The sequence below is a fragment of the Acinetobacter sp. SW-226 genome, from assembly GCF_055632855.1.
Genome location: NZ_CM145752.1, coordinates 3,040,389 through 3,059,923, shown reverse-complemented (window position 1 = coordinate 3,059,923; position 19,535 = coordinate 3,040,389). Strand labels below are relative to the sequence as shown.

Here is a 19,535-nt window from a genome sequence, read left to right as displayed (position 1 = left end):
GTTTTATTTAGGAAAGTTCAAGTATGGGTGCAAACTCTGCGCTAATTTTTGGCATCATTATTAACGTTGCAATTTTACTGGTGTTCTTCCGCTTTCTCATGCAATTGGCAGCGGTTAACTTTTATAACCCAGTGGTGATGTCGACCGTAAAAGCCACAAAAATTGTGGATATGTTTGGTCGTATTTTTCCAAATGTAGCGAAAGGTCGCGTTAACTTAGCGGCTTTAGTGCTTTTGGTTTTATTGTACTTACTGAAAATTTTTGGTGTCATGTATCTCTCTGGAGCGATGCCAAATAGTCCTGTGCATTTGGTTATTTTAACTTTTGTGACCATGATTCAGGACTTGATTCGTTTCTGTCGTTACTTGATTTTTGCAACGATTATTTTAAGTTGGGTGGTGATGTTTACGCAGTCACGCTCGCCTTATATTGAGGTAATTCAGGAGCTTGCGGAACCTTTACTGGCGCCGTTTCGCCGTTTATTGCCGAATATGGGCATGATTGACCTTTCTCCAATTGTAGCGTTCTTGGCGCTGTATATTGCTGAAATGATTATGAATGAAGTGGCGATTGTTCTGCTCACTGGTTTATAAGATTGTAGCGAATAAAAAAGGACTCGATTGCGAGTCCTTTTTTTACGGCTGAAATTTTTTAGATGAAGACGTTGATCTTACTTTTAGGAGACAAATAGCTTCCATCCCAGCCTTCCTCCTTGGAGGAGGAAGGCGCAAATGCTTTAGTGGGCTTCATCCCAGTTTCGACCTTTGCCAACTTCAACTACAAGAGGGACTGAAATATTCAAGACCGATTGCATCACTTTAGCAAGCTGTGGTGCCAATTCATCTGCAATAGCTTCATCGACTTCAAAAACCAATTCATCGTGTACTTGTAGTAGCATTTTGGCTTGATCTTTCGGTAGCATTTGATCAACTGCAACCATCGCCATTTTAATAATATCCGCAGCAGAACCTTGTAGTGGTGCATTAATTGCAGCACGTTCGGCCGCTTGTTTGATCATTTTATTGCTTGCCATGATATCTGGCGTGTACAAGCGACGACCCAAAATGGTTTCGACAAAACCTTGTTCGCGTGCAATTTGGCGGGTGCGTTCCATATAGTCGAGCACGCCCGGATAACGTTGGAAGTATTTCGCAATATAGCCACGCGATTCTTCGCGGCTAAAACCGAGTTGACGGGTTAAGCCAAATTCAGACATGCCGTAGAGTAGACCGAAGTTGACTGCTTTGGCCTGACGACGTTGGTCTGACGTGACATCTTCGAGGGCGATACCTAAGACTTCAGCCGCAGTACGACGGTGTACATCTTGCCCATGATTAAAGGCATCAACCAAGGCTTCATCTTGTGAGAAATGCGCCATTAAACGCAGTTCGATTTGTGAATAATCGGCTGCCAATAACACGCGACCTTGCGGTGCAATAAAGGCTTTACGAATTTGACGTCCAATTTCCTCACGCACAGGAATGTTCTGTAGGTTTGGATCGGTCGAAGACAGACGGCCTGTTGCGGTCAGTGCTTGGTGGTAGCTGGTATGCACACGATGGGTATCGTTATTGGCTTGTTTTAATAAGCCATCGGTATAGGTGCTTTTGAGTTTAGATAAACCGCGATAGTCTAAAATGAGCTCGGTAATCGGGTGGTCAATTTTTTCTAAAACACTTTCAGAGGTACTGTACTGGCCCGTTGCGGTTTTTTTGCCACCCTTGAGTCCGAGTTTATCAAACAAAATCTCACCGACTTGCTTCGGCGAGCTAACATTGAAACTTTGTCCTGCCAGTTCGGTAATTTGGTTTTCAAGATTGGCCATGGTATTGGCAAACTCAACACCGAGTTGGTCGAGGAAGTCTAAGTCGAGCTCAATGCCGTTTTCTTCCATGATGGTCAGGACACGGGCCACTGGCATTTCGACATTGTGTAAAATATTGACCAGTTCAGGGTGCTTTTGCAGTTTGGCATCGAGCACTTCAAACAGGCGATAGGTTACATGGGCATCTTCGGCAGCATAGTGTGCAGCGGTTTCGATCTCAATTTGATTAAAGGTTTTCTGTTTTGCGCCTTTACCTGCTACTTGTTCAAACGTGGTGGTTAAGTGGCTGAGGTAGAGACGTGACACGTCATCCATCCCGTGACGCGTTGCTACAGCATTGAGTACATAAGATGCCAACATGGTATCGAAGTACCAGCCTTTTAGCTCGATGCCATGATTTTCTAAGACATGCGCATCATATTTCAAATGATGGCCAATTTTCTGAACCGACTCATCTTCTAAAATCGGTTTGATTTGTGCCAAGATCTGTTCACGCTCTAGTTGCACAGGTGCATTTTCATAATCATGTGCAAGTGGAACGTAATAGGCATCTTGCGCATCAAATGCGACCGAAAAACCGACAATTTGCGCTACGCGATAGTCTAAACTGGTGGTTTCAGTATCAAAGGCAAAACGTTTTTCTGTACTTAAACGTTTGAATAATGATGCCCACTGTTCTGCACTGAGCACAGTATGGTAGTTCGCTTGACCCAGTTGGTCATCGACGCTGCTTTGGACGGCTTGATCTTCCGTATTGATAACGGTTTCAGATTGTGCTGATTTAACAATTTCTTGCGTTGCTTGTTTGTAGGTTGCACTATTGGGATTATTTGGATGATCCAATGATTGCAACTGTTGGCGGAATTCCAGTTCGGTATATAGTGAACGTAAGGCTTCGGTATTCGGGTCTTGCAGTTTAAGATCGTCAAAGGTCAGCCCTGTCTCTAAGTCACAGACAATACTTGCCAGTTGGTGATCTAGGGCAATGCCATCGGCATGTTCTTTGATGTTTTGACCGACTTTGCCTTTAATTTTATCGACATTTTCTAAGATGCCACCAATCGAACCATATTCTGTTAACAGTTTTGCCGCAGTTTTGGCACCGACACCTGGAACGCCCATAATGCCGTCAGAGGCATCGCCCATTAGGGTCAGATAGTCAATAATTTGGTTTGGCCACACCCCAAACTTTTCAAATACGCCATTCACATCCATCGGCTTGTCTTTAAAGCTGTCTTCTAAGGTGACTTTATCGGTCACCAACTGTGCCATGTCTTTATCGCCTGTGGAAATCAGCACTTGCTGTCCCGCGGCCTCTGCACGTTTGGCTAAAGTCCCGATGATGTCATCTCGCCTCTGCACCTGGGAGCATGTATAAAGGGATACCCAAGGCACGAATCAAGGCATGCAAGTATGGAATTTGTTCCGATAATTCATCAGGCATGCTTGGGCGGTCACCTTTATAAATGGGCGACAGCACATGACGGAAAGTCGGTTCAGGGGTATCAAAAATGACCGCCATATGCGTTGGTTGAGTACGACGCATCAGTTTCTGGATCGCAGAAATTGCCCCACGAATTGCATTGGTATGTAAGCCAGTTGACGTGGTGAGCGGTGGCAAAGCATGAAAAGCACGAAATAAAAAGTATGAGCCATCGACCAAGACAAATGGTGGCATTGCAAGATTCCTTATCCAAATAACCTGTTCATTGTACGTGATTTTGCCACAGAACAAAGTGTATTGATGTACCGATTGGCATAGATGGTTACCGTTCAGCGCTTAAATAGTGACGCCAAGCTGATGTATTCTTTGAAGATGAGAAAAAGAGATTGAGAACGGATGCAAACTGGACAGCGTGAAATTCGCATGATGTGGTTGATGGGGCTGACCATTGTTGCAATTGCAGCATGGTTTTTAGTTGTGCCACTGTTAAGTGCATTGTGTGGAATCGCTTGGGTCATGAGTGTCATGCACTATGTTGATAATATTGAAAAACCCAGTACGACGTTGGCGGAACAACAGGGCGTTGCTTTTCAGCCAACGTCAAAAGTGCCACTTTACCTTGCGTCTTTCATCATTTTAATCGGGATGGTGGGGCAATGGGGCGGACTCATTGGGTTGGGGATCAGTGGTTGGTTGTTCTTTTTCTTTCGCTGGTTGCGTCGCCTAGAATATCTATTGTTATCTGTGCAAGCACAGCCACATCAGGGTATATCCGACCGTTTCCCAGAATTTGAAAATTCACCCCCTTTGCCCACGAAGTCCACCGTTCTAAATAACACAGATGATTTGAGTCTCAGTGAGCAAGTGAAACACTGGCTGTGGCAGGGTAATCCTGTGTTAAAAGTTGCAATCGTGGTGCTGTTGATTGGGCTTATTTTATTATTACGTTTTGCTACCGAACATTGGCAGTTGAGTCTTGCGGTCAAGCTGGGTCTTGTTGCAGTGGTGAGTGTGTCTGTTGTGGTCTTGGGTTATGTGCTTCAACACAAAAACCGCAGTTTTGCTTTGGCTTTGGAAGCACTTGGATTGTCAGGTTTATTTTTGACTTTGTTTTTTGCTTATTACAACGGTGTGATTGCAAGTTTAGCGATAGCGAGTCTGTGCTTTGTGGTGGTGATGGCAGTGACACTTTGGCTTAGTTTAAGACAGCAGTCGATTGAACTAGCGTTAATGGCGATGGTCATTGCTTATTTAGCACCTTTTACCTTGCCTGTACGGAATGCCACTGCGATAGAGCTAGTGGCCTATTATTTGGTCATCAATATTGCGGTTGCGGTTTTAAGCACGTTCAGACCGTGGAAAGTCCTTAACCAAATTGCTTTTTTAATGACGGTGGTCGTAGGTGGAGCGTATGCTTTTTATCAAGGTAAAGCGCCTGAGCGAGACATGCTTACCTTGTTGGTTTTAGCACATAGTGCCGTCTTTATTTGGCTGAGTTTTCGTTATAGTCAACTGTTGGCACGTGAGGATTTAACTCAGTTCAAGTTGAACCCGATCTTGGATGTGGCTCTAATTTTTGCGGCACCCATTGTTGCTTTTGCTTTTTTGTATGTGATGTATTTTGAGGAAGCGACTTGGCAGGCAGGCTTCAGTCTAGGCTTCGCAGCGCTCTATGCCATGCTTTATCAACTTATAAAAAGAGCTCACAGTGTTGAGCTGATTGCACAAAGTTATCTCAGTTTGTCTTTGGTCTTTTTGGCGTTGATACCTCCCATTTTACTGCCTGATCAGTGGGGTGTGGTGGGTTGGAGTGTCGAGGGTGCGCTGATCTTTATCTACGCTTTGTACCGTACCTTGAGCTTGAGTCGATATTTGGCAATGGGCTTATTGGCGGTAGCAGGACTGTCGAGCCTCTACTATGTGGTGGAGCTCAATCGTTTTCCAACGGAAGTTTATTGGGCGTTGTGTCTGAGTTATTTTGCTGTGGTTGCCATTGCCAACAGTGTAGAGCGCTTTAGACAACAGTTGTCTTTTGCCACGATTGCCTTTTTTTGCTTACAACTGCTTTCAGCAACCAGCATGTTGTTTATTTTGCTTTTAGATGAAATCGACAGTAAAAGTCAGGTAACAATAGCGCTACTGATCATTACACTTTTATATAGCGTGTTGAATGAGTGGCTACTCTACCGCAAAGCCAGTTGGTCATGGCTATTGCCCAAATGGGTTGGCCTGATTCCGTTGTATGCGGTTGCCTTTATTTTCTTGGTTGACCTGAGCCATGATGGCATCATTATGTGGCATTCTGGCTTAGACCGTCTATTGTTTGCTTTAACGAGCGGATTACTCACCTTGCTGTGGTTACGCCCGCTACAGGGTGTGGAGGATGAGCTGGAATGGGTGAGTTTGGGTGCTTTATTGAGTTTGGCGCTGACCAGTTTAACCTTCATTCCAAGTATGCCATATCTGAGCATCGTTATTTTACCGCTCGCCTTTGCCGTATGGTGTTATGCGCAGCCCACTCCAAACTTGTGGCGAAAGTTTTGGCAGGCGCGTAATACCTTAGTGCTTATGCTGTTTTGGATCGTCTGTTCTCAGATATTTAGCCAGCAAGCTTTTCAACTATATTGGTTGCCGATATTCAACCCATTCGACTTGATCAGTATTGCGATGCTGATCGGGTTTATTTGGATGCTGAATTTACAGATGAAAGCAGGTTTGGAAAAAAGTCTAGGTGCCATTTTGATGATGTCGAGTCTACTTTGGCTGAGTAGTTATGTGGTGCTACGTGCGCTGCATGTCTACTTCCTAACACCTTATAATGACTGGCAAATGTGGGAAAATGCGTTGGTGCAATTGAGCTTTACTTTGCTTTGGGTCAGTTTGGCATTCATTTGTATGTTGACGGCAACCAAGCGTAATTTGCGCTCACTATGGATTTTTGGTGGCTGTATTTTGGTTTTGGTGACGCTCAAGCTGGTCTTATTTGACTTGTCTCATATTGGCACACTCACCCGTGTGATTTCGTTTTTGGGCGCTGGCCTAGTGATGTTGGTAATCGCGTATATTGCGCCGATGCCTGAACTTGAAGAAAAGACTAATTAAACAAGTTCAGCTCCTTATGTCGGTATGAATCATAAGGAGCTGCATTGATTTATTTGATATTCGGCTCACGTTTTAGAGCTTGGGCATTGGTATATTGATCAATATCTTCATGAGACAAAGGACGTGAAAGTGGGTGATCAACAAAACCCATTTTTGGTACAGGAATTTCAATTTGGTTCTCTAAGAACCCGTTACGAACCCGTTCCTGCATTTCATCACGGACTTGTAGATAGTGATCTTGCTGGCACCACACAGCAAACAGTAACTCAATTGACGATTCGCGAAAGGCGGTGACTGTCACAGCAGGTTTGGGATCTGCAAGCACCAAAGGGTATTTGTTGGCCACATCAATCAGTACTTCACGGACTTTAATGATGTCTTCATGAAAGTTAATCGCTAAGGTGATTGGAATACGCCGTATTGGAAACTTAGAGAGGTTGTGGACAGGTGCCCGAATCAGTTGTTCATTGGGGAGTCGAACGTAAATATTGTCTTGAGTCAATAGTTTAACTGAGAGTAAGTCAATTGAGATGACTTCACCCTCAATGGTATGTCCGCGAATGAGGGTAATTTGAATGGTATCGCCAATTTCAAAAGAACCTTCACCAATAAGAAATAAACCACTGATTAAGTTGGATGCAGAGGTTTGCGAAGCAAAACCCAAAGCTACTGTTAAGATACCCGCGGCGCCTAAAAAGACGCTCAGTTTAAAACCTGCTTCTTTGAGACTTGCCATCACAAAGATCAAGAAAATGAAGTAAAAGATACCCCGCCGCCAAACCAGTCGTTGGTGGGCGTTAAATTTAGTCCCAATGGTGCGGATAAAGGTATTTGAAACCAGACGTGCCAAGACAAAACCAACAAAACACAATACTAAGGCAATTAGGATTTCTGTTAATCGCTCTGTGTTGATGTTGGTGAAAATGCCTTTTAGGCTACTGCTAATCTCTTGGGGAATATTTGAATTTGGCATATGTTCCCCCTAGAAGAATGAATCAAACATATTAAACAGTGCACTTGCCGAAGAGCGTGGCGGATGCATATAAATGACTTTACCTGCATGTGGTGGTGTTCGGTTTTCGATACGGATACGAGGTGGTCGATCAATTCCTTCATGCATGACTTTAATTTGTGAAGTCCAAAGTCGTCCCGTGCTTTCACTATAGAAGAGTGGTAATGCAGGAACGGGGACGTTCATTCGATCAAAACGTAGTTGTAAATGGCTGGTGTTTTGAAACTCAATAGGCGTCACTGCACGAAAAGCGCGTGGTTTTAACTGATGTAATTCAGTCCTCCCATCGACGGCTGTCGCATAAGCAATTTCCCCAGTACGATGATTTGGGCCAAACCACGTTTCTTTGGGTAAAATCACAGGAATATCAAATAAAGGGTCGCGCTGACCTTCAATAAAACCTGAAATTGACAAAGGTGTACTGATATAAAGTGTCCCACGTTGCCCCGCAGGAATGTAAATCGGATCGACAGGCTTAATCACCACTGAACGATCAGCTAAACGTGGCATCAGTTGAATCGTAGAGTGGGTGTTTTTAAACATGTAGCGTTTGATTTCGACAGGGTGTGGAAAGGCGAAATGTGGGTCTTCTATCGCATGCCATTTTTGCTCATAGTCATACTGCACTTGAGGACGATGAAACTCTAAACGCCACTCTTGTAGACCACGAGTGAGGCGAAAGAGTAATGAGCCAAATTGCCATGCACGGGCTTGATTCAGCTCAAAGTTGTATTCGCCCCACCATTTTAAATTGGGGCTATCCGATTCAAACAGTTCATTCATATTAGGCAACAGCACATTTCCTTATATTGCAAATCAGTGAAAAACAGACTTCACGCTGTCATACGCTTAGAGTACACTCAAAATAATATTTTTCATCATTATTATAATTTTAAGATGCAAGTGCTTAAACAATTACAAATTCCCTATAGTTTTGCTAAACGACATGGCGTGCTACTACGCTACGAAGGCGATCAAGCTTATATTGTGCGCCGTGAAAGTACCCCTTTGTTGGCTTTGCAAGAGGCACGTCGTTTTTTAGGTGTGGCAGCACAACATCAATTGTGTAGTGATGAAGAGTTTCATCAGCTTTTGAGTAGTAGCTTTGCAGGCGACAGTGGTGAATCACAGCAAGTGGCCGCAGGTTTAGAAGATCATCCTGATTTACTCAGCTTAGCCGACCAAGTGCCTGGAAGCTGAAGACCTGATGGATCAGGAAGATGATGCTCCAATTGTTCGTTTAATTAATGCCTTATTATCTGAAGCGATTCGTGTTGGCGCATCTGATATTCATATTGAAGCCTTTGAAAAGAAATTATCGGTGCGTTTACGTGTCGATGGGCAATTACGTGAAATTGTCCAACCACGCCGTGAGTTGGCACCGCTGTTGGTATCACGTATTAAGGTCATGGCTAAATTGGATATTGCGGAAAAACGGATTCCACAAGATGGACGTATTTCACTGCGTTTAGCTGGGCGTGAAGTCGATGTGCGGGTATCGACTTTGCCATCATCACATGGCGAACGAGTGGTGATGCGTTTACTCGATAAACAAGCGGGTCGTTTGAATATGACCCATTTGGGTTTATTGAAGCCTGACTATGAGCGTTTGACTCAATTGGTGCATCGACCACACGGTATTATTTTGGTCACAGGGCCGACAGGTTCGGGTAAAACCACGACACTTTATGCAGCACTTTCAGACCTCAATGACGGCTCTAAAAATATTTTGACCGCCGAAGACCCGATTGAATATCAACTGGAAGGGATTGGACAGACGCAAGTCAACACCAAAGTCGATATGACTTTTGCGAGAGCCTTAAAGGCCATGCTGCGCCAAGACCCTGATGTGGTGATGGTGGGGGAAATCCGTGACTTAGAAACGGCTGAAATTGCGGTACAAGCATCGCTCACAGGGCATTTAGTATTATCTACACTGCATACCAATACAGCCATTGGGGCGGTCACTCGTTTAAAAGATATGGGCATTGAGCCATTTTTGTTATCGAGTTCTTTGATTGGTGTTATCGCACAGCGCTTAGTACGCACCTTATGTAGCCAGTGTGCAACTTGGCATGAGGCAGATGATTTTGAGAAAAAATTATTTCAGCATTTGAATCCAAAAACAGAATTTCAGTTACCTCAACCAAATGGCTGTGAACGTTGTTCACATACAGGTTTTACAGGGCGTACCGCAATTTATGAAATTGTCCCTGTGGATGACCAAATGCGACGTTTAGTTCATGGTAACGCAGCTGAATTTGAGCTAGAAGCTTATGCACGACAACATTCAGGCTCTATTCGCGATGATGGTTTGCGCAAAGTATTGGCAGGGAAGACTACTTTGGAAGAAGTATTACGTGTGACCAATGAAGCGGCGGAATAAGCCACTTTATTTATTTTGTTGATATTTTGATCAAGAAGTTAATATTTATGATCATTTACTTACTTCATGTTTTTTCAGTAATTATTGTAAAAAGGATTTCGATGAAACTTTTAAAATCGTTACCTCTTTGAATAATGTCTTGAGGAATTATACCTCTGTATTCGATCAGGTGTATTGATTTTTCTTGGTGTTTTTCTGCCTCTAAGTTGTCTTCAATTAGCGGTTTTATTGTGTCTCCGATGTTCGTTACAAATTTTGTAAGTGGTAAAATTTCATCTGTTGAAAGTTTATATCTATCGTTTTTACCTGGATAGCGTGTAATGTCCACCGTACACAAAGCATAACGCCTATTTTCTTCAACTGCTCTTTGTAATTGTAGTTTACTCATAGAAACGGAATTTTGTGAGTTCCACCTTGATTTTACCTCTATGAAATAAACGGGATTTTTGTCAAGGAAAATAACGATGTCTTGACCGCCTTGTATATTGGTTGTTTCTGTTTCATTGTCGCCAAATGAAACTCTGTTTTGCAATTCCTTAGATAATTTTTCTCTAATTAGCTTTTCAATGTATGTTCCAATTTCGTATTTATGGTGAAAATCGGCTTCAGTTTCCCTTTGCTGTTGAAGCAAGATGGTTGCAGCGTTTAAAATCGCTGAAAAATTTTTTTCTTGCACAAGTTTTCCGAGTTTTTTTAGATCTGATTCTCCTAAAGTCACAATTGAAAAAATATCGTCTTTGGTATTTTCATTAGTAACAACTTCCAACATTACATTTGCCTTTTTATCATCAAGTCTTGGAAAAAGTTCTGCATATTTTTTTCTCTCAAGGATTTTATGATGTTTAGTATTTCAACTTTGAAAGGGTGTTCGTTTATGTTGTTAATGTCTGTCCCAAAGAAAATGTCTTCAATTTCTGTGGTTAGATATTTGCTTGTTACAAATCTATCCTCCGCAACAAATTCATTAAATTCTATGTAAACCAATTCTTTTCTGATTTCGTTCTTTGCCACCTTATTGTAAAGGCCTTTAATTTCAGGAATTATTTCAAGATCTCTTTTTAGTTCACTAATGCTTTTTAGTTGGTTTATTTGATTAGGATAAATTTTTGAAGCCAAATAAACCTCTTTAAGGCTGTCTTCATTGCAGTTTGCAATTTCAAGTAACAAGTTAATGTTTTCTTTTACCCAATTTTCGTTGTGATATTGAATTAAGTTGAAGAAAATTTGAACTAATATCTTCCTTGATGAACGAATGTCTAAATTTTCTTCTTGGTTTTCAATGTTAGATAATTGAATTAAATTTTCTCCAAAAGAATAATACTTGCTGATGATTTTTACTAATGATGAAGGTTTGCTTTGTGAATTTACATTGTTGTTCAGCTTGCAATACTTCAATAAACTTTCAAAGAAATTAGCATTAAGTTTTTGAGTTTTGTCAAATGATTGAACATTGTAAATTTGTTCATTGATAGTTTCAGGAAAATAGATACCAGTTGAAGCCTGCATTTCGTCCAATTTTGTTTTAACGCTATTTGAAAAGTCTTTTCTATTGAATTTGTCAAAATGGAATTCAAAGCAAAAATCTTTATGAATTATTCGTTCAATAGAATCTGGGATTAAAGACTTCCCAATCTCAATAAGTGTTCCGTTTAAATTTTTAGGCGTAAGTAGCAACGAAAGAAAACATAATTTCCCGTCTAAGTTTGGTAATAAAGTATGTTCTGAAAAATAATTTATCTTTTCTTCTATGATTAGATATTTGTAGTAGTTGATTAAGCAATATTTGTCAAACTTAGATAAATGTTCTTTTGATATTTTCTCAACTAAATCCTTATGTCCAATAAAGTCAGCTTTTCCTTTTGTTTTTTCGTTTGTCCATTCACTTGCAAATTTGCTCCATAAAACAATTTTTTCTTTTATCGGAATGTTGTTATAAAATGTCGAAACCAAAGTGTAAATGTCATAAAAAAACTCTGTGTTGTTTAATAGTTCCTCGTCAAAAAAATAAACTTGGTTAACGGGTTTAAAACCGTCAGAGGTTTCAACAATAGGCAAAAACTTATATTCTTCTATCCAAACTTTTTGCAGTGATTCAAAATACTCGTTTAATAAGCTATTGTTTGTATTTCTTTGGAAATTTATTTGAGCATATAAAAGCGGATTTGAAACGTTTAATAGGTTACTTTTTAAAAATTCAAAAATTAGTTGTGATGCTTTTTCTATTATTTTTCGGTTTGCTTCCTCTTGCTCCTTTACTTGGTCTTTGTTGCTTTTTAAATGTATTCCATCTCTTGGTTCTGTTGGCAAAAACTTATTACAGTTGATAACGAAGTTTAAACCAAAATCCTCTGAACCAATTAGAGGATAATATAAAAATAATCGGGCAATTCTTTCTGAAAACTGAAACAATTCGAGATTTTCGTTGATTGGAAGAATTACTTCAATTTGGTCGTCAGTTTCAATGATTGAATAAATTATTTTGTTTGTTCCATTTTTTGAAATAGTTGTTTTGTATAATTCTATTCCTTTGTCATTTTCTACTTTTATTTTTTTAATTCGTTCAAACGAAGTTTCAGAATCATTTAAAACGATTTTTACTTTTTTGAGTCGGTCATTTATCGTTAAAACAATAGGAATGTAGTCTTCTAAGTCTTTACTTGATTCTGCAATGTAATTTCGTTCTTGGTCGGTTTCGGGTAAAAAAGTGAATGTCGTTTTTATTTCAGGGTTGGCAAGAATTGCACCTTTTTGTATAAGCTCATAAACATTTTCTTTTTGCGTTCTAATGTTTTCACTTAACGTTTTCCACTCTTTCGGGCTACGGTCGATTAAAAAATCTTTAATTTCAAAAAATGTGTTGTTTGCTTCAAGAGTTGAATTGATACGAAATTTACGCCCGAATGTATGTGTCGTCAAAAAACCTGTTCCGTATTTTCCAACTTCTGGAATGTTTGTTTCCTCTCCGTATTTTCCGCTTACTTGCTTTATTAGAGAAATGAACGATTTTGTCGTAAATGGTTTTCCGTTATGAGTAAATGAAAACCCGTCCTTGTAATCTAAAACGACTTCACATTCCGTTGTAAGGTCGCAAGCATTTTGAACCAGCTCCCATACAGCACGATTTGACGAAAAATTATTAAAACTCTCAAAACCTCTTATCATCTTGTCTGCGTGTTGTTTCAAATCTGATAATTCTGATTCTGTCTTTGCATTTTCTAATATTTCATTACGGTTTATATTTTGCATTTCACTCATTTTTGTTTCACGTTATTTTGAAGTTTAGATTTTGTATTCTTTACTGTATTGTTTGTGAATATATAAACTTTCATGAATATAAGCTATATTTTTCAATAGTGATGTGCTGTTCTATCAAAATAAAATTATTTCTACCTAAAAATAAAATTGTATTTTTAGGTAGATTCTTATGAGAAAAATCAAACAATTACATTCAATGTCACATCAATATTGCCACGCGTTGCATTTGAATAAGGACAAACGATATGTGCTGCATCCACCAATTTTTGCGCTTCGGCTTGCTCTAAACCTTCTAAATGAATATTTAAAGTCACTTGAATACCAAAGCCTGTTGGAATCGGACCAATCCCAACATCACCTTCGATATATACGTCAGGTGTAATTTTTAAATGGTCACGGTTTGCGACAAACTTCATCGCACCCAGAAAACATGCAGAATAACCTGCGGCAAAAAGCTGTTCAGGGTTGGTGCCACCACCTGCACCGCCCATTTCTTTAGGCACTGCTAATTTAACATTTAAAATGCCGTCTGATGACGTTGCGCTACCATCACGACCACCTGTTGCTTTTGCGTGTGCTGTATAAACGACTTTTTCTAAAGACATTTTGATTCCCTAAATATTGTATTTGAGTCCTTATCCTGTCTTAAATCATAGAAAGAATAAGCAGTGTTTTTGTAAATTTACACAGAAAATCGTTATGATTAAATTGAGACTTTAGTCTATTAAAAATCAATCATATAGGTTCGATTGCTAGTTCTCAAAGCTTTCCTAGCTGTGGCTTATTCATGTGAACGCAAACGGAATGTAATCAGTGACATTATTCACCATTTAAAGGTAAATAGAGTTATGTATTTTTAGTATTGGAGATTTCTTCCGTAGAAGAACAGTAGATGTTCATCAAGATAATTTGGTGCGAAGAAGTCAGTAGTTTTTAAAGATTGTGACTTGATTTAAAACTGCATTAATTTTCGGTGTTGCATCAATGGCATACTTTCACGGATATGAGCTTGTTCTGCCAAGTCAAAAGGGACGGTAATTAGCTGAGCACCTTGAGTATGAATCAAATCCAAAACTTGACCACGGCTATTGGTTGCTGCCGTATGCCCCCAAGTTTGTCTTTTTTCACCATGCCAACCTTGTTGCGCAGCGCCTAATACAGTGCATTGGCTATCCATCGCACGTGCTTGTAATAATAATTGCCAATGCATTTGACCTGTGGTGTAAGTAAATGCAGCAGGCGCCGTCAAGATATTTGCACCTTTCGCGCGTAAAGTTAAAGCCAGTTCAGGAAAGCGTAAGTCATAGCACACCATTAAGCCGATATCACCAAAAGGTGTTTTCGCTACAACGACATCTGTACCAGGTTCAAAAAATTTAGATTCTTGGTAACCACCTACAGCATCGCCAACTTGCACATCAAACAAATGAATTTTGTCATAACGTGCTTCGGTACGCTCAGGACTAATACAAAGACTCACTGTACGTACACGACCATCCTTAATCACTGAACCATCTGGACGAAAGGGGCATGGCAACGTTCCGGCAACAATCCACGTTTGGTATTGATGCGCCAATTTTTCTAAACGTTTTTGAATATCTTCGAACTGTGCCGCAGTCTCACGCTGTTTGCCTGCTGCAAAACACACGAAGTTTTCTGGAAACACAATGAGTTCAGCACCATTTGCTTTACTTTGTTGAATCAGAGACTCAATGACAATGAAATTTGCGTCAATGTCATTTTGAGAATTCATCTGTACAGCAGAAAGTAAAGTCATAAATGGGCCTGTAGAATTTGTTGTTATGCGTTTTGTTGCTGCGACACTTGGTCGAGGCTGTCTTGTTCTTTTTGCAATTGTTTAACTAAAGGTTCAAACATGTTTTGATTACTTTGGTTGAGTTCCATTAACGTTTTATGTGCATCCAACACAGTAGTTAACATATTACGATGCGTGATATGTTCTTCTGTAAGTTCAAGGGTGCAAACGTTTGGATCACCGCAGTAATTTAAAATCACAAAAACTTGCCCTAGCCCCATACTATTGGCCAAGGTCGTGATATCTGAGTTGGTGGACAACATGACAGCTTGGATATTATGGATCTGTTTAAGCTTTAAGCCTAACTTCGCCAAAATGCCTAACACAGTGCTGTCAATGAATGTAGTTTGAGTTAAATCTACGATTGCACCAACAACATTTGACTGTTGTTCAATACGGTTTAAAAGTTTGTCTAGACTGATACAAGATTGGGCACGCACTTCGCCAATAAGCTTAAAAATATGCGTTCCATTCAAGCTTGCATATTCAACATGACCTGTTGACATATAAATGCCATTTGCAGAGAAGGATAGGAAATTATCCCATAGGGCAAATACTTACTCAAGTATCTAACAGTCTTAGAAACTAGGATATTGTAATAAGTTATTGATAATTTGATTAATTCATTCGACGTAAACTTAAGATAGCAATATCGTCTGCAACATGCTCTGGTGCTTCAAAGGATTGATTTTGCAAATGATAGACCAATTGTGTGAATTGATCATTTAGTCCACCACTGAACGGTTCAAGAGCTCCATCGGAACAAATAATGAAGCGGGCATGACGGTTGAGCACACATTCATGCTCTTCAACCTCTAGCTCTTCGGTAAGGCCAAGAGGAAAACTGCTGGTGTTCAATATTTTAGGTGCTTGGTTTGGTTCAAACACAATGGCAGGGGGATAATGTCCTGCACTCGACCATCGTAGTTGGTGGGTTTCGAGGTTTAAAATTCCTGCAATCATGGTAATGTGCTTTTCAATATTTTCTTGCACCAACATGCCATTAAGTTTCTTAATGAGCCCACGTGGTGTTTTGGCACGACCATGAAAAGCCGCCATCCAAGAGGTTAATAAACTACTGGTGACACCATGTCCAGAAACATCAGCCAAATAGAACATCAGTTCTTTGTCACTAATTTTCCAGTAATCAAACCAATCGCCAGACAAATAAGCAGAAGGCTGAAAAAAGGTTTCAACGGTATAGTTTTGTAATTCTATGGGATTAGGCAAAAGTCGTTTTTGCAATTCGGCTGCAGAAGGTAGATCTCGACTATCTTGGTTACGTTTATATTGTGCATCAATCTTAAGTAAGGATTGCTGTGGGTTACTGGGCAGTTTATTCCACATCCAACCAGCTAATGCACCGAGCTCCCAAGCTTGAGCTAAAGCACTTCCTTCATTTTCAAAGGCAAGCACGATCGTTGGGAGTACCCATTTGTGCTCTAAATAATCTTGGATATCAGCAATCGCAATAATCGTTGGGTCATAAAGATCAATATCTTCTATGCGAATCATTTGCACACTGGGCAGTGTGTCTAGCACCTGTTCTAAATATGGAATATGGCGAGAGGGTTGAATGAAATACATAAAAAAATTGGCTTATCCTTAGCATTAAGCTATAGCTTTACTATAACAAGCAAATTACAGCTAGAGAAAGAAAATTCAGCTCTAGCTGTAACCCATTGTTATTCCGTATCTAACATTTGATGTGATTGATTAGAAGAAGGGGAGTCGGTAGAGTCATCGTCACCAACATCATCAATAAACATACCTTCAGCTTCTACCCCCTTTTTCTCAGCAATAATGAAGTTTTTACGTTGTAAATAAATATCACGAATTGAAGAGTATTTGTCGCCTTGAATCGCACCTTCAATATCAATGAGTTGTGAGCGAACATCAATACCACGTAAAACTTGTTCGGACCAATATAGGCCTTCTTCATCTTCTAGAATGTACCGTTGCGGACGTGCATAACCATCAACGACCAAACCAAAACCATCACGGAAAGTACTAGGTCCAAAAACTGGGAGTACGAGGTATGGGCCAGAAGGCACGCCCCAATAGCCAAGTGTTGTACCAAAGTTTTCATCTTCCGTTTCTAAACCTAAGCGCGAAGCAGGATCTGCAAAGCCTAAAGTAGTCACTGTATTAATAGTGAATCGACCTAATGTTTTTGCCGCACGACCAGGTCTTCCCTGAATTAATTGGTTGACTGCATTCCAAGGCTCACCAAGATTTTTACGAAAGCCACTATACGAATCACGAACAGTTGAGGGAATCTTTTCTTTATATTCAACAGCAATAGGGCGAACGATTGCACGGTCTAATGCATCATTAACAGCAAAAATTTGCCGATTTAAGGGTTGAAGTGGATCTTTTACACTATCGGGTTGTGCTGCATTGGCATCTACTTTTAAATCTTTCGCTTTAATGTTCTTCAATTCTTTAAGCGAAGAAGATGAAGCTGCTTGTGGATCAGCACTGGTATCTATTTCGCTTGAAGCTGTAGTTACATCTTCAGCAAATGCAAAAGTCGTGAAGCCTATAAACAGAAGACCTGCACATAAATGGCGAATGTGTTGCATATAAAAGAGTTCCGGAACTTTATAATCAGCAGATTGAATTAAAAATATAATCTTTTAACTATATTAACAGCTCTTAATTGCTCATTGTTAAATCAAATTTTAAGAAATGTTAGTAAAAAGATGTATTTTTGTCGAATAAATAAACAAGTGGGAGTTTTTTTATAAATAATTGAGAGAAGGGGGTTGCAAGGGGATAGAAATGCTGTAGAATGCACATCCATCGGCGGTGATGAAGATTAAAACTTCTGATAAAACAGTAACTTAGTTGAAAGTGATTGAGTTGGGTTTTAGAAAGAGAGTTTAAAATAATTTAAATTACCAGTTGACTTTTAAGAGATTGAGAGTAATATAGCCGACCTAGCTTGATGGTGACGAACCATTGAGAAGATCATTAAGAGATTATGAAGAACAACTTGTGTGGATTTTTACTGATTGATCGATCGAAAATATTTCATTGATTGATGGTAGAAATTACTCGAAGTTTATTTGAGCGAATTTTTAGTCAGAAAATTGATGAGCCAGAATTGTGACCTTAAGTCACTAAATGATTTTAACTGAAGAGTTTGATCATGGCTCAGATTGAACGCTGGCGGCAGGCTTAACACATGCAAGTCGAGCGGGGGGAGGTAGCTTGCTACCTAACCTAGCGGCGGACGGGTGAGTAATGCTTAGGAATCTGCCTATTAGTGGGGGACAACATTTCGAAAGGGATGCTAATACCGCATACGCCCTAAGGGGGAAAGCAGGGGATCTTCGGACCTTGCGCTAATAGATGAGCCTAAGTCGGATTAGCTAGTTGGTGGGGTAAAGGCCTACCAAGGCGACGATCTGTAGCGGGTCTGAGAGGATGATCCGCCACACTGGGACTGAGACACGGCCCAGACTCCTACGGGAGGCAGCAGTGGGGAATATTGGACAATGGGGGGAACCCTGATCCAGCCATGCCGCGTGTGTGAAGAAGGCCTTTTGGTTGTAAAGCACTTTAAGCGAGGAGGAGGCTACCGAGATTAATACTCTTGGATAGTGGACGTTACTCGCAGAATAAGCACCGGCTAACTCTGTGCCAGCAGCCGCGGTAATACAGAGGGTGCGAGCGTTAATCGGATTTACTGGGCGTAAAGCGTGCGTAGGCGGCTTTTTAAGTCGGATGTGAAATCCCCGAGCTTAACTTGGGAATTGCATTCGATACTGGGAAGCTAGAGTATGGGAGAGGATGGTAGAATTCCAGGTGTAGCGGTGAAATGCGTAGAGATCTGGAGGAATACCGATGGCGAAGGCAGCCATCTGGCCTAATACTGACGCTGAGGTACGAAAGCATGGGGAGCAAACAGGATTAGATACCCTGGTAGTCCATGCCGTAAACGATGTCTACTAGCCGTTGGGGCCTTTGAGGCTTTAGTGGCGCAGCTAACGCGATAAGTAGACCGCCTGGGGAGTACGGTCGCAAGACTAAAACTCAAATGAATTGACGGGGGCCCGCACAAGCGGTGGAGCATGTGGTTTAATTCGATGCAACGCGAAGAACCTTACCTGGTCTTGACATAGTAAGAACTTTCCAGAGATGGATTGGTGCCTTCGGGAACTTACATACAGGTGCTGCATGGCTGTCGTCAGCTCGTGTCGTGAGATGTTGGGTTAAGTCCCGCAACGAGCGCAACCCTTTTCCTTATTTGCCAGCACTTCGGGTGGGAACTTTAAGGATACTGCCAGTGACAAACTGGAGGAAGGCGGGGACGACGTCAAGTCATCATGGCCCTTACGACCAGGGCTACACACGTGCTACAATGGTCGGTACAAAGGGTTGCTACCTAGCGATAGGATGCTAATCTCAAAAAGCCGATCGTAGTCCGGATTGGAGTCTGCAACTCGACTCCATGAAGTCGGAATCGCTAGTAATCGCGGATCAGAATGCCGCGGTGAATACGTTCCCGGGCCTTGTACACACCGCCCGTCACACCATGGGAGTTTGTTGCACCAGAAGTAGGTAGTCTAACCGCAAGGAGGACGCTTACCACGGTGTGGCCGATGACTGGGGTGAAGTCGTAACAAGGTAGCCGTAGGGGAACCTGCGGCTGGATCACCTCCTTAACGAAAGATTGACGATTGGTAA

The 19,535-nt window shown here is 41.0% G+C and carries 11 protein-coding genes, 1 rRNA gene and 2 pseudogenes; 4 read left to right on the top strand and 10 right to left on the bottom strand.

The window, feature by feature from the left end:
* The first annotated feature begins 23 nt into the window (after window positions 1-23).
* Window positions 24-593, top strand: coding sequence for a YggT family protein (locus ACZ8ZH_RS14540; protein ID WP_004979206.1), 570 nt, complete (start codon window positions 24-26; stop codon window positions 591-593).
* A gap of 143 nt (window positions 594-736) precedes the next feature.
* Here the strand turns inward: ACZ8ZH_RS14540 and polA are convergent.
* A pseudogene (gene polA / locus ACZ8ZH_RS14535) lies at window positions 737-3,503 on the bottom strand (DNA polymerase I).
* A 162-nt stretch (window positions 3,504-3,665) separates the two neighbouring features.
* Between polA and ACZ8ZH_RS14530 the strand changes: the two are divergent.
* On the top strand, window positions 3,666-6,371 hold the full coding sequence (locus tag ACZ8ZH_RS14530; RefSeq protein WP_470247764.1) for a DUF2339 domain-containing protein: 2,706 nt from the start codon (window positions 3,666-3,668) through the stop codon (window positions 6,369-6,371).
* Window positions 6,372-6,420: 49 nt separating this feature from the next.
* On the opposite strand, the gene ACZ8ZH_RS14525 is transcribed toward ACZ8ZH_RS14530, so the two are convergent.
* Both ACZ8ZH_RS14525 and ACZ8ZH_RS14520 read right to left on the bottom strand, forming a co-directional pair.
* A complete protein-coding gene (locus ACZ8ZH_RS14525; RefSeq protein WP_086209825.1) occupies window positions 6,421-7,344 on the bottom strand; it encodes a mechanosensitive ion channel family protein in 924 nt (307 codons plus the stop codon).
* 9 nt (window positions 7,345-7,353) lie between these two features.
* Window positions 7,354-8,166 carry a hypothetical protein gene (locus ACZ8ZH_RS14520; RefSeq protein WP_086209824.1) on the bottom strand — a complete coding sequence of 271 codons (813 nt, stop codon included), beginning with the start codon at window positions 8,164-8,166 and terminating at the stop codon, window positions 7,354-7,356.
* A gap of 114 nt (window positions 8,167-8,280) precedes the next feature.
* Here ACZ8ZH_RS14520 and gspE point away from each other — a divergent pair.
* Window positions 8,281-9,769 (top strand): annotated as a pseudogene (gene gspE / locus ACZ8ZH_RS14515) (type II secretion system ATPase GspE).
* A 64-nt stretch (window positions 9,770-9,833) separates the two neighbouring features.
* Here gspE and ACZ8ZH_RS14510 read toward each other — a convergent pair.
* From ACZ8ZH_RS14510 to ACZ8ZH_RS14480, 7 genes are all read right to left on the bottom strand, one after another.
* On the bottom strand, window positions 9,834-10,538 hold the full coding sequence (locus tag ACZ8ZH_RS14510) for a protein NO VEIN domain-containing protein (RefSeq protein ID WP_151706724.1): 705 nt from the start codon (window positions 10,536-10,538) through the stop codon (window positions 9,834-9,836).
* Window positions 10,538-13,024, bottom strand: coding sequence for a sacsin N-terminal ATP-binding-like domain-containing protein (locus ACZ8ZH_RS14505; protein ID WP_470247763.1), 2,487 nt, complete (start codon window positions 13,022-13,024; stop codon window positions 10,538-10,540). The genes ACZ8ZH_RS14510 and ACZ8ZH_RS14505 overlap by 1 nt, the downstream gene beginning before the upstream one ends.
* 179 nt (window positions 13,025-13,203) lie before the next feature.
* On the bottom strand, window positions 13,204-13,629 hold the full coding sequence (locus tag ACZ8ZH_RS14500; protein ID WP_086209821.1) for an organic hydroperoxide resistance protein: 426 nt from the start codon (window positions 13,627-13,629) through the stop codon (window positions 13,204-13,206).
* Between the two features lie 347 nt (window positions 13,630-13,976).
* On the bottom strand, window positions 13,977-14,801 hold the full coding sequence (locus ACZ8ZH_RS14495) for a carbon-nitrogen hydrolase family protein (RefSeq protein ID WP_086209820.1): 825 nt from the start codon (window positions 14,799-14,801) through the stop codon (window positions 13,977-13,979).
* Between the two features lie 23 nt (window positions 14,802-14,824).
* Window positions 14,825-15,346, bottom strand: coding sequence for an anti-anti-sigma factor GigB (gene gigB / locus ACZ8ZH_RS14490; RefSeq protein ID WP_086209819.1), 522 nt, complete (start codon window positions 15,344-15,346; stop codon window positions 14,825-14,827).
* A 112-nt stretch (window positions 15,347-15,458) separates the two neighbouring features.
* Window positions 15,459-16,427 (bottom strand): RsbU family protein phosphatase GigA, encoded by a 969-nt coding sequence (gene gigA, locus ACZ8ZH_RS14485; protein WP_086209818.1) that lies wholly within the window; start codon window positions 16,425-16,427, stop codon window positions 15,459-15,461.
* Between the two features lie 98 nt (window positions 16,428-16,525).
* The gene (locus tag ACZ8ZH_RS14480) at window positions 16,526-17,425 is read right to left on the bottom strand and encodes an MlaA family lipoprotein (protein ID WP_086209817.1); all 900 of its coding nucleotides are present in this window, start codon (window positions 17,423-17,425) and stop codon (window positions 16,526-16,528) included.
* A gap of 551 nt (window positions 17,426-17,976) precedes the next feature.
* On the opposite strand from ACZ8ZH_RS14480, the gene ACZ8ZH_RS14475 reads away from it, so the two are divergent.
* Window positions 17,977-19,513, top strand: a 16S ribosomal RNA gene (locus ACZ8ZH_RS14475).
* Window positions 19,514-19,535 lie beyond the last annotated feature (22 nt).

Bases quoted from the DNA above. Each gene is read 5' to 3' on its own strand.
- ACZ8ZH_RS14540 (WP_004979206.1), top strand. From the start codon at position 24: ATGGGTGCAAACTCTGCGCTAATTTTTGGCATCATTATTAACGTTGCA.
- ACZ8ZH_RS14530 (WP_470247764.1), top strand. From the start codon at position 3,666: ATGCAAACTGGACAGCGTGAAATTCGCATGATGTGGTTGATGGGGCTG.
- ACZ8ZH_RS14525 (WP_086209825.1), bottom strand. From the start codon at position 7,344: ATGCCAAATTCAAATATTCCCCAAGAGATTAGCAGTAGCCTAAAAGGC.
- ACZ8ZH_RS14520 (WP_086209824.1), bottom strand. From the start codon at position 8,166: ATGAATGAACTGTTTGAATCGGATAGCCCCAATTTAAAATGGTGGGGC.
- ACZ8ZH_RS14510 (WP_151706724.1), bottom strand. From the start codon at position 10,538: ATGTTGGAAGTTGTTACTAATGAAAATACCAAAGACGATATTTTTTCA.
- ACZ8ZH_RS14505 (WP_470247763.1), bottom strand. From the start codon at position 13,024: ATGAGTGAAATGCAAAATATAAACCGTAATGAAATATTAGAAAATGCA.
- ACZ8ZH_RS14500 (WP_086209821.1), bottom strand. From the start codon at position 13,629: ATGTCTTTAGAAAAAGTCGTTTATACAGCACACGCAAAAGCAACAGGT.
- ACZ8ZH_RS14495 (WP_086209820.1), bottom strand. From the start codon at position 14,801: ATGACTTTACTTTCTGCTGTACAGATGAATTCTCAAAATGACATTGAC.
- gigB (WP_086209819.1), bottom strand. From the start codon at position 15,346: ATGTCAACAGGTCATGTTGAATATGCAAGCTTGAATGGAACGCATATT.
- gigA (WP_086209818.1), bottom strand. From the start codon at position 16,427: ATGTATTTCATTCAACCCTCTCGCCATATTCCATATTTAGAACAGGTG.
- ACZ8ZH_RS14480 (WP_086209817.1), bottom strand. From the start codon at position 17,425: ATGCAACACATTCGCCATTTATGTGCAGGTCTTCTGTTTATAGGCTTC.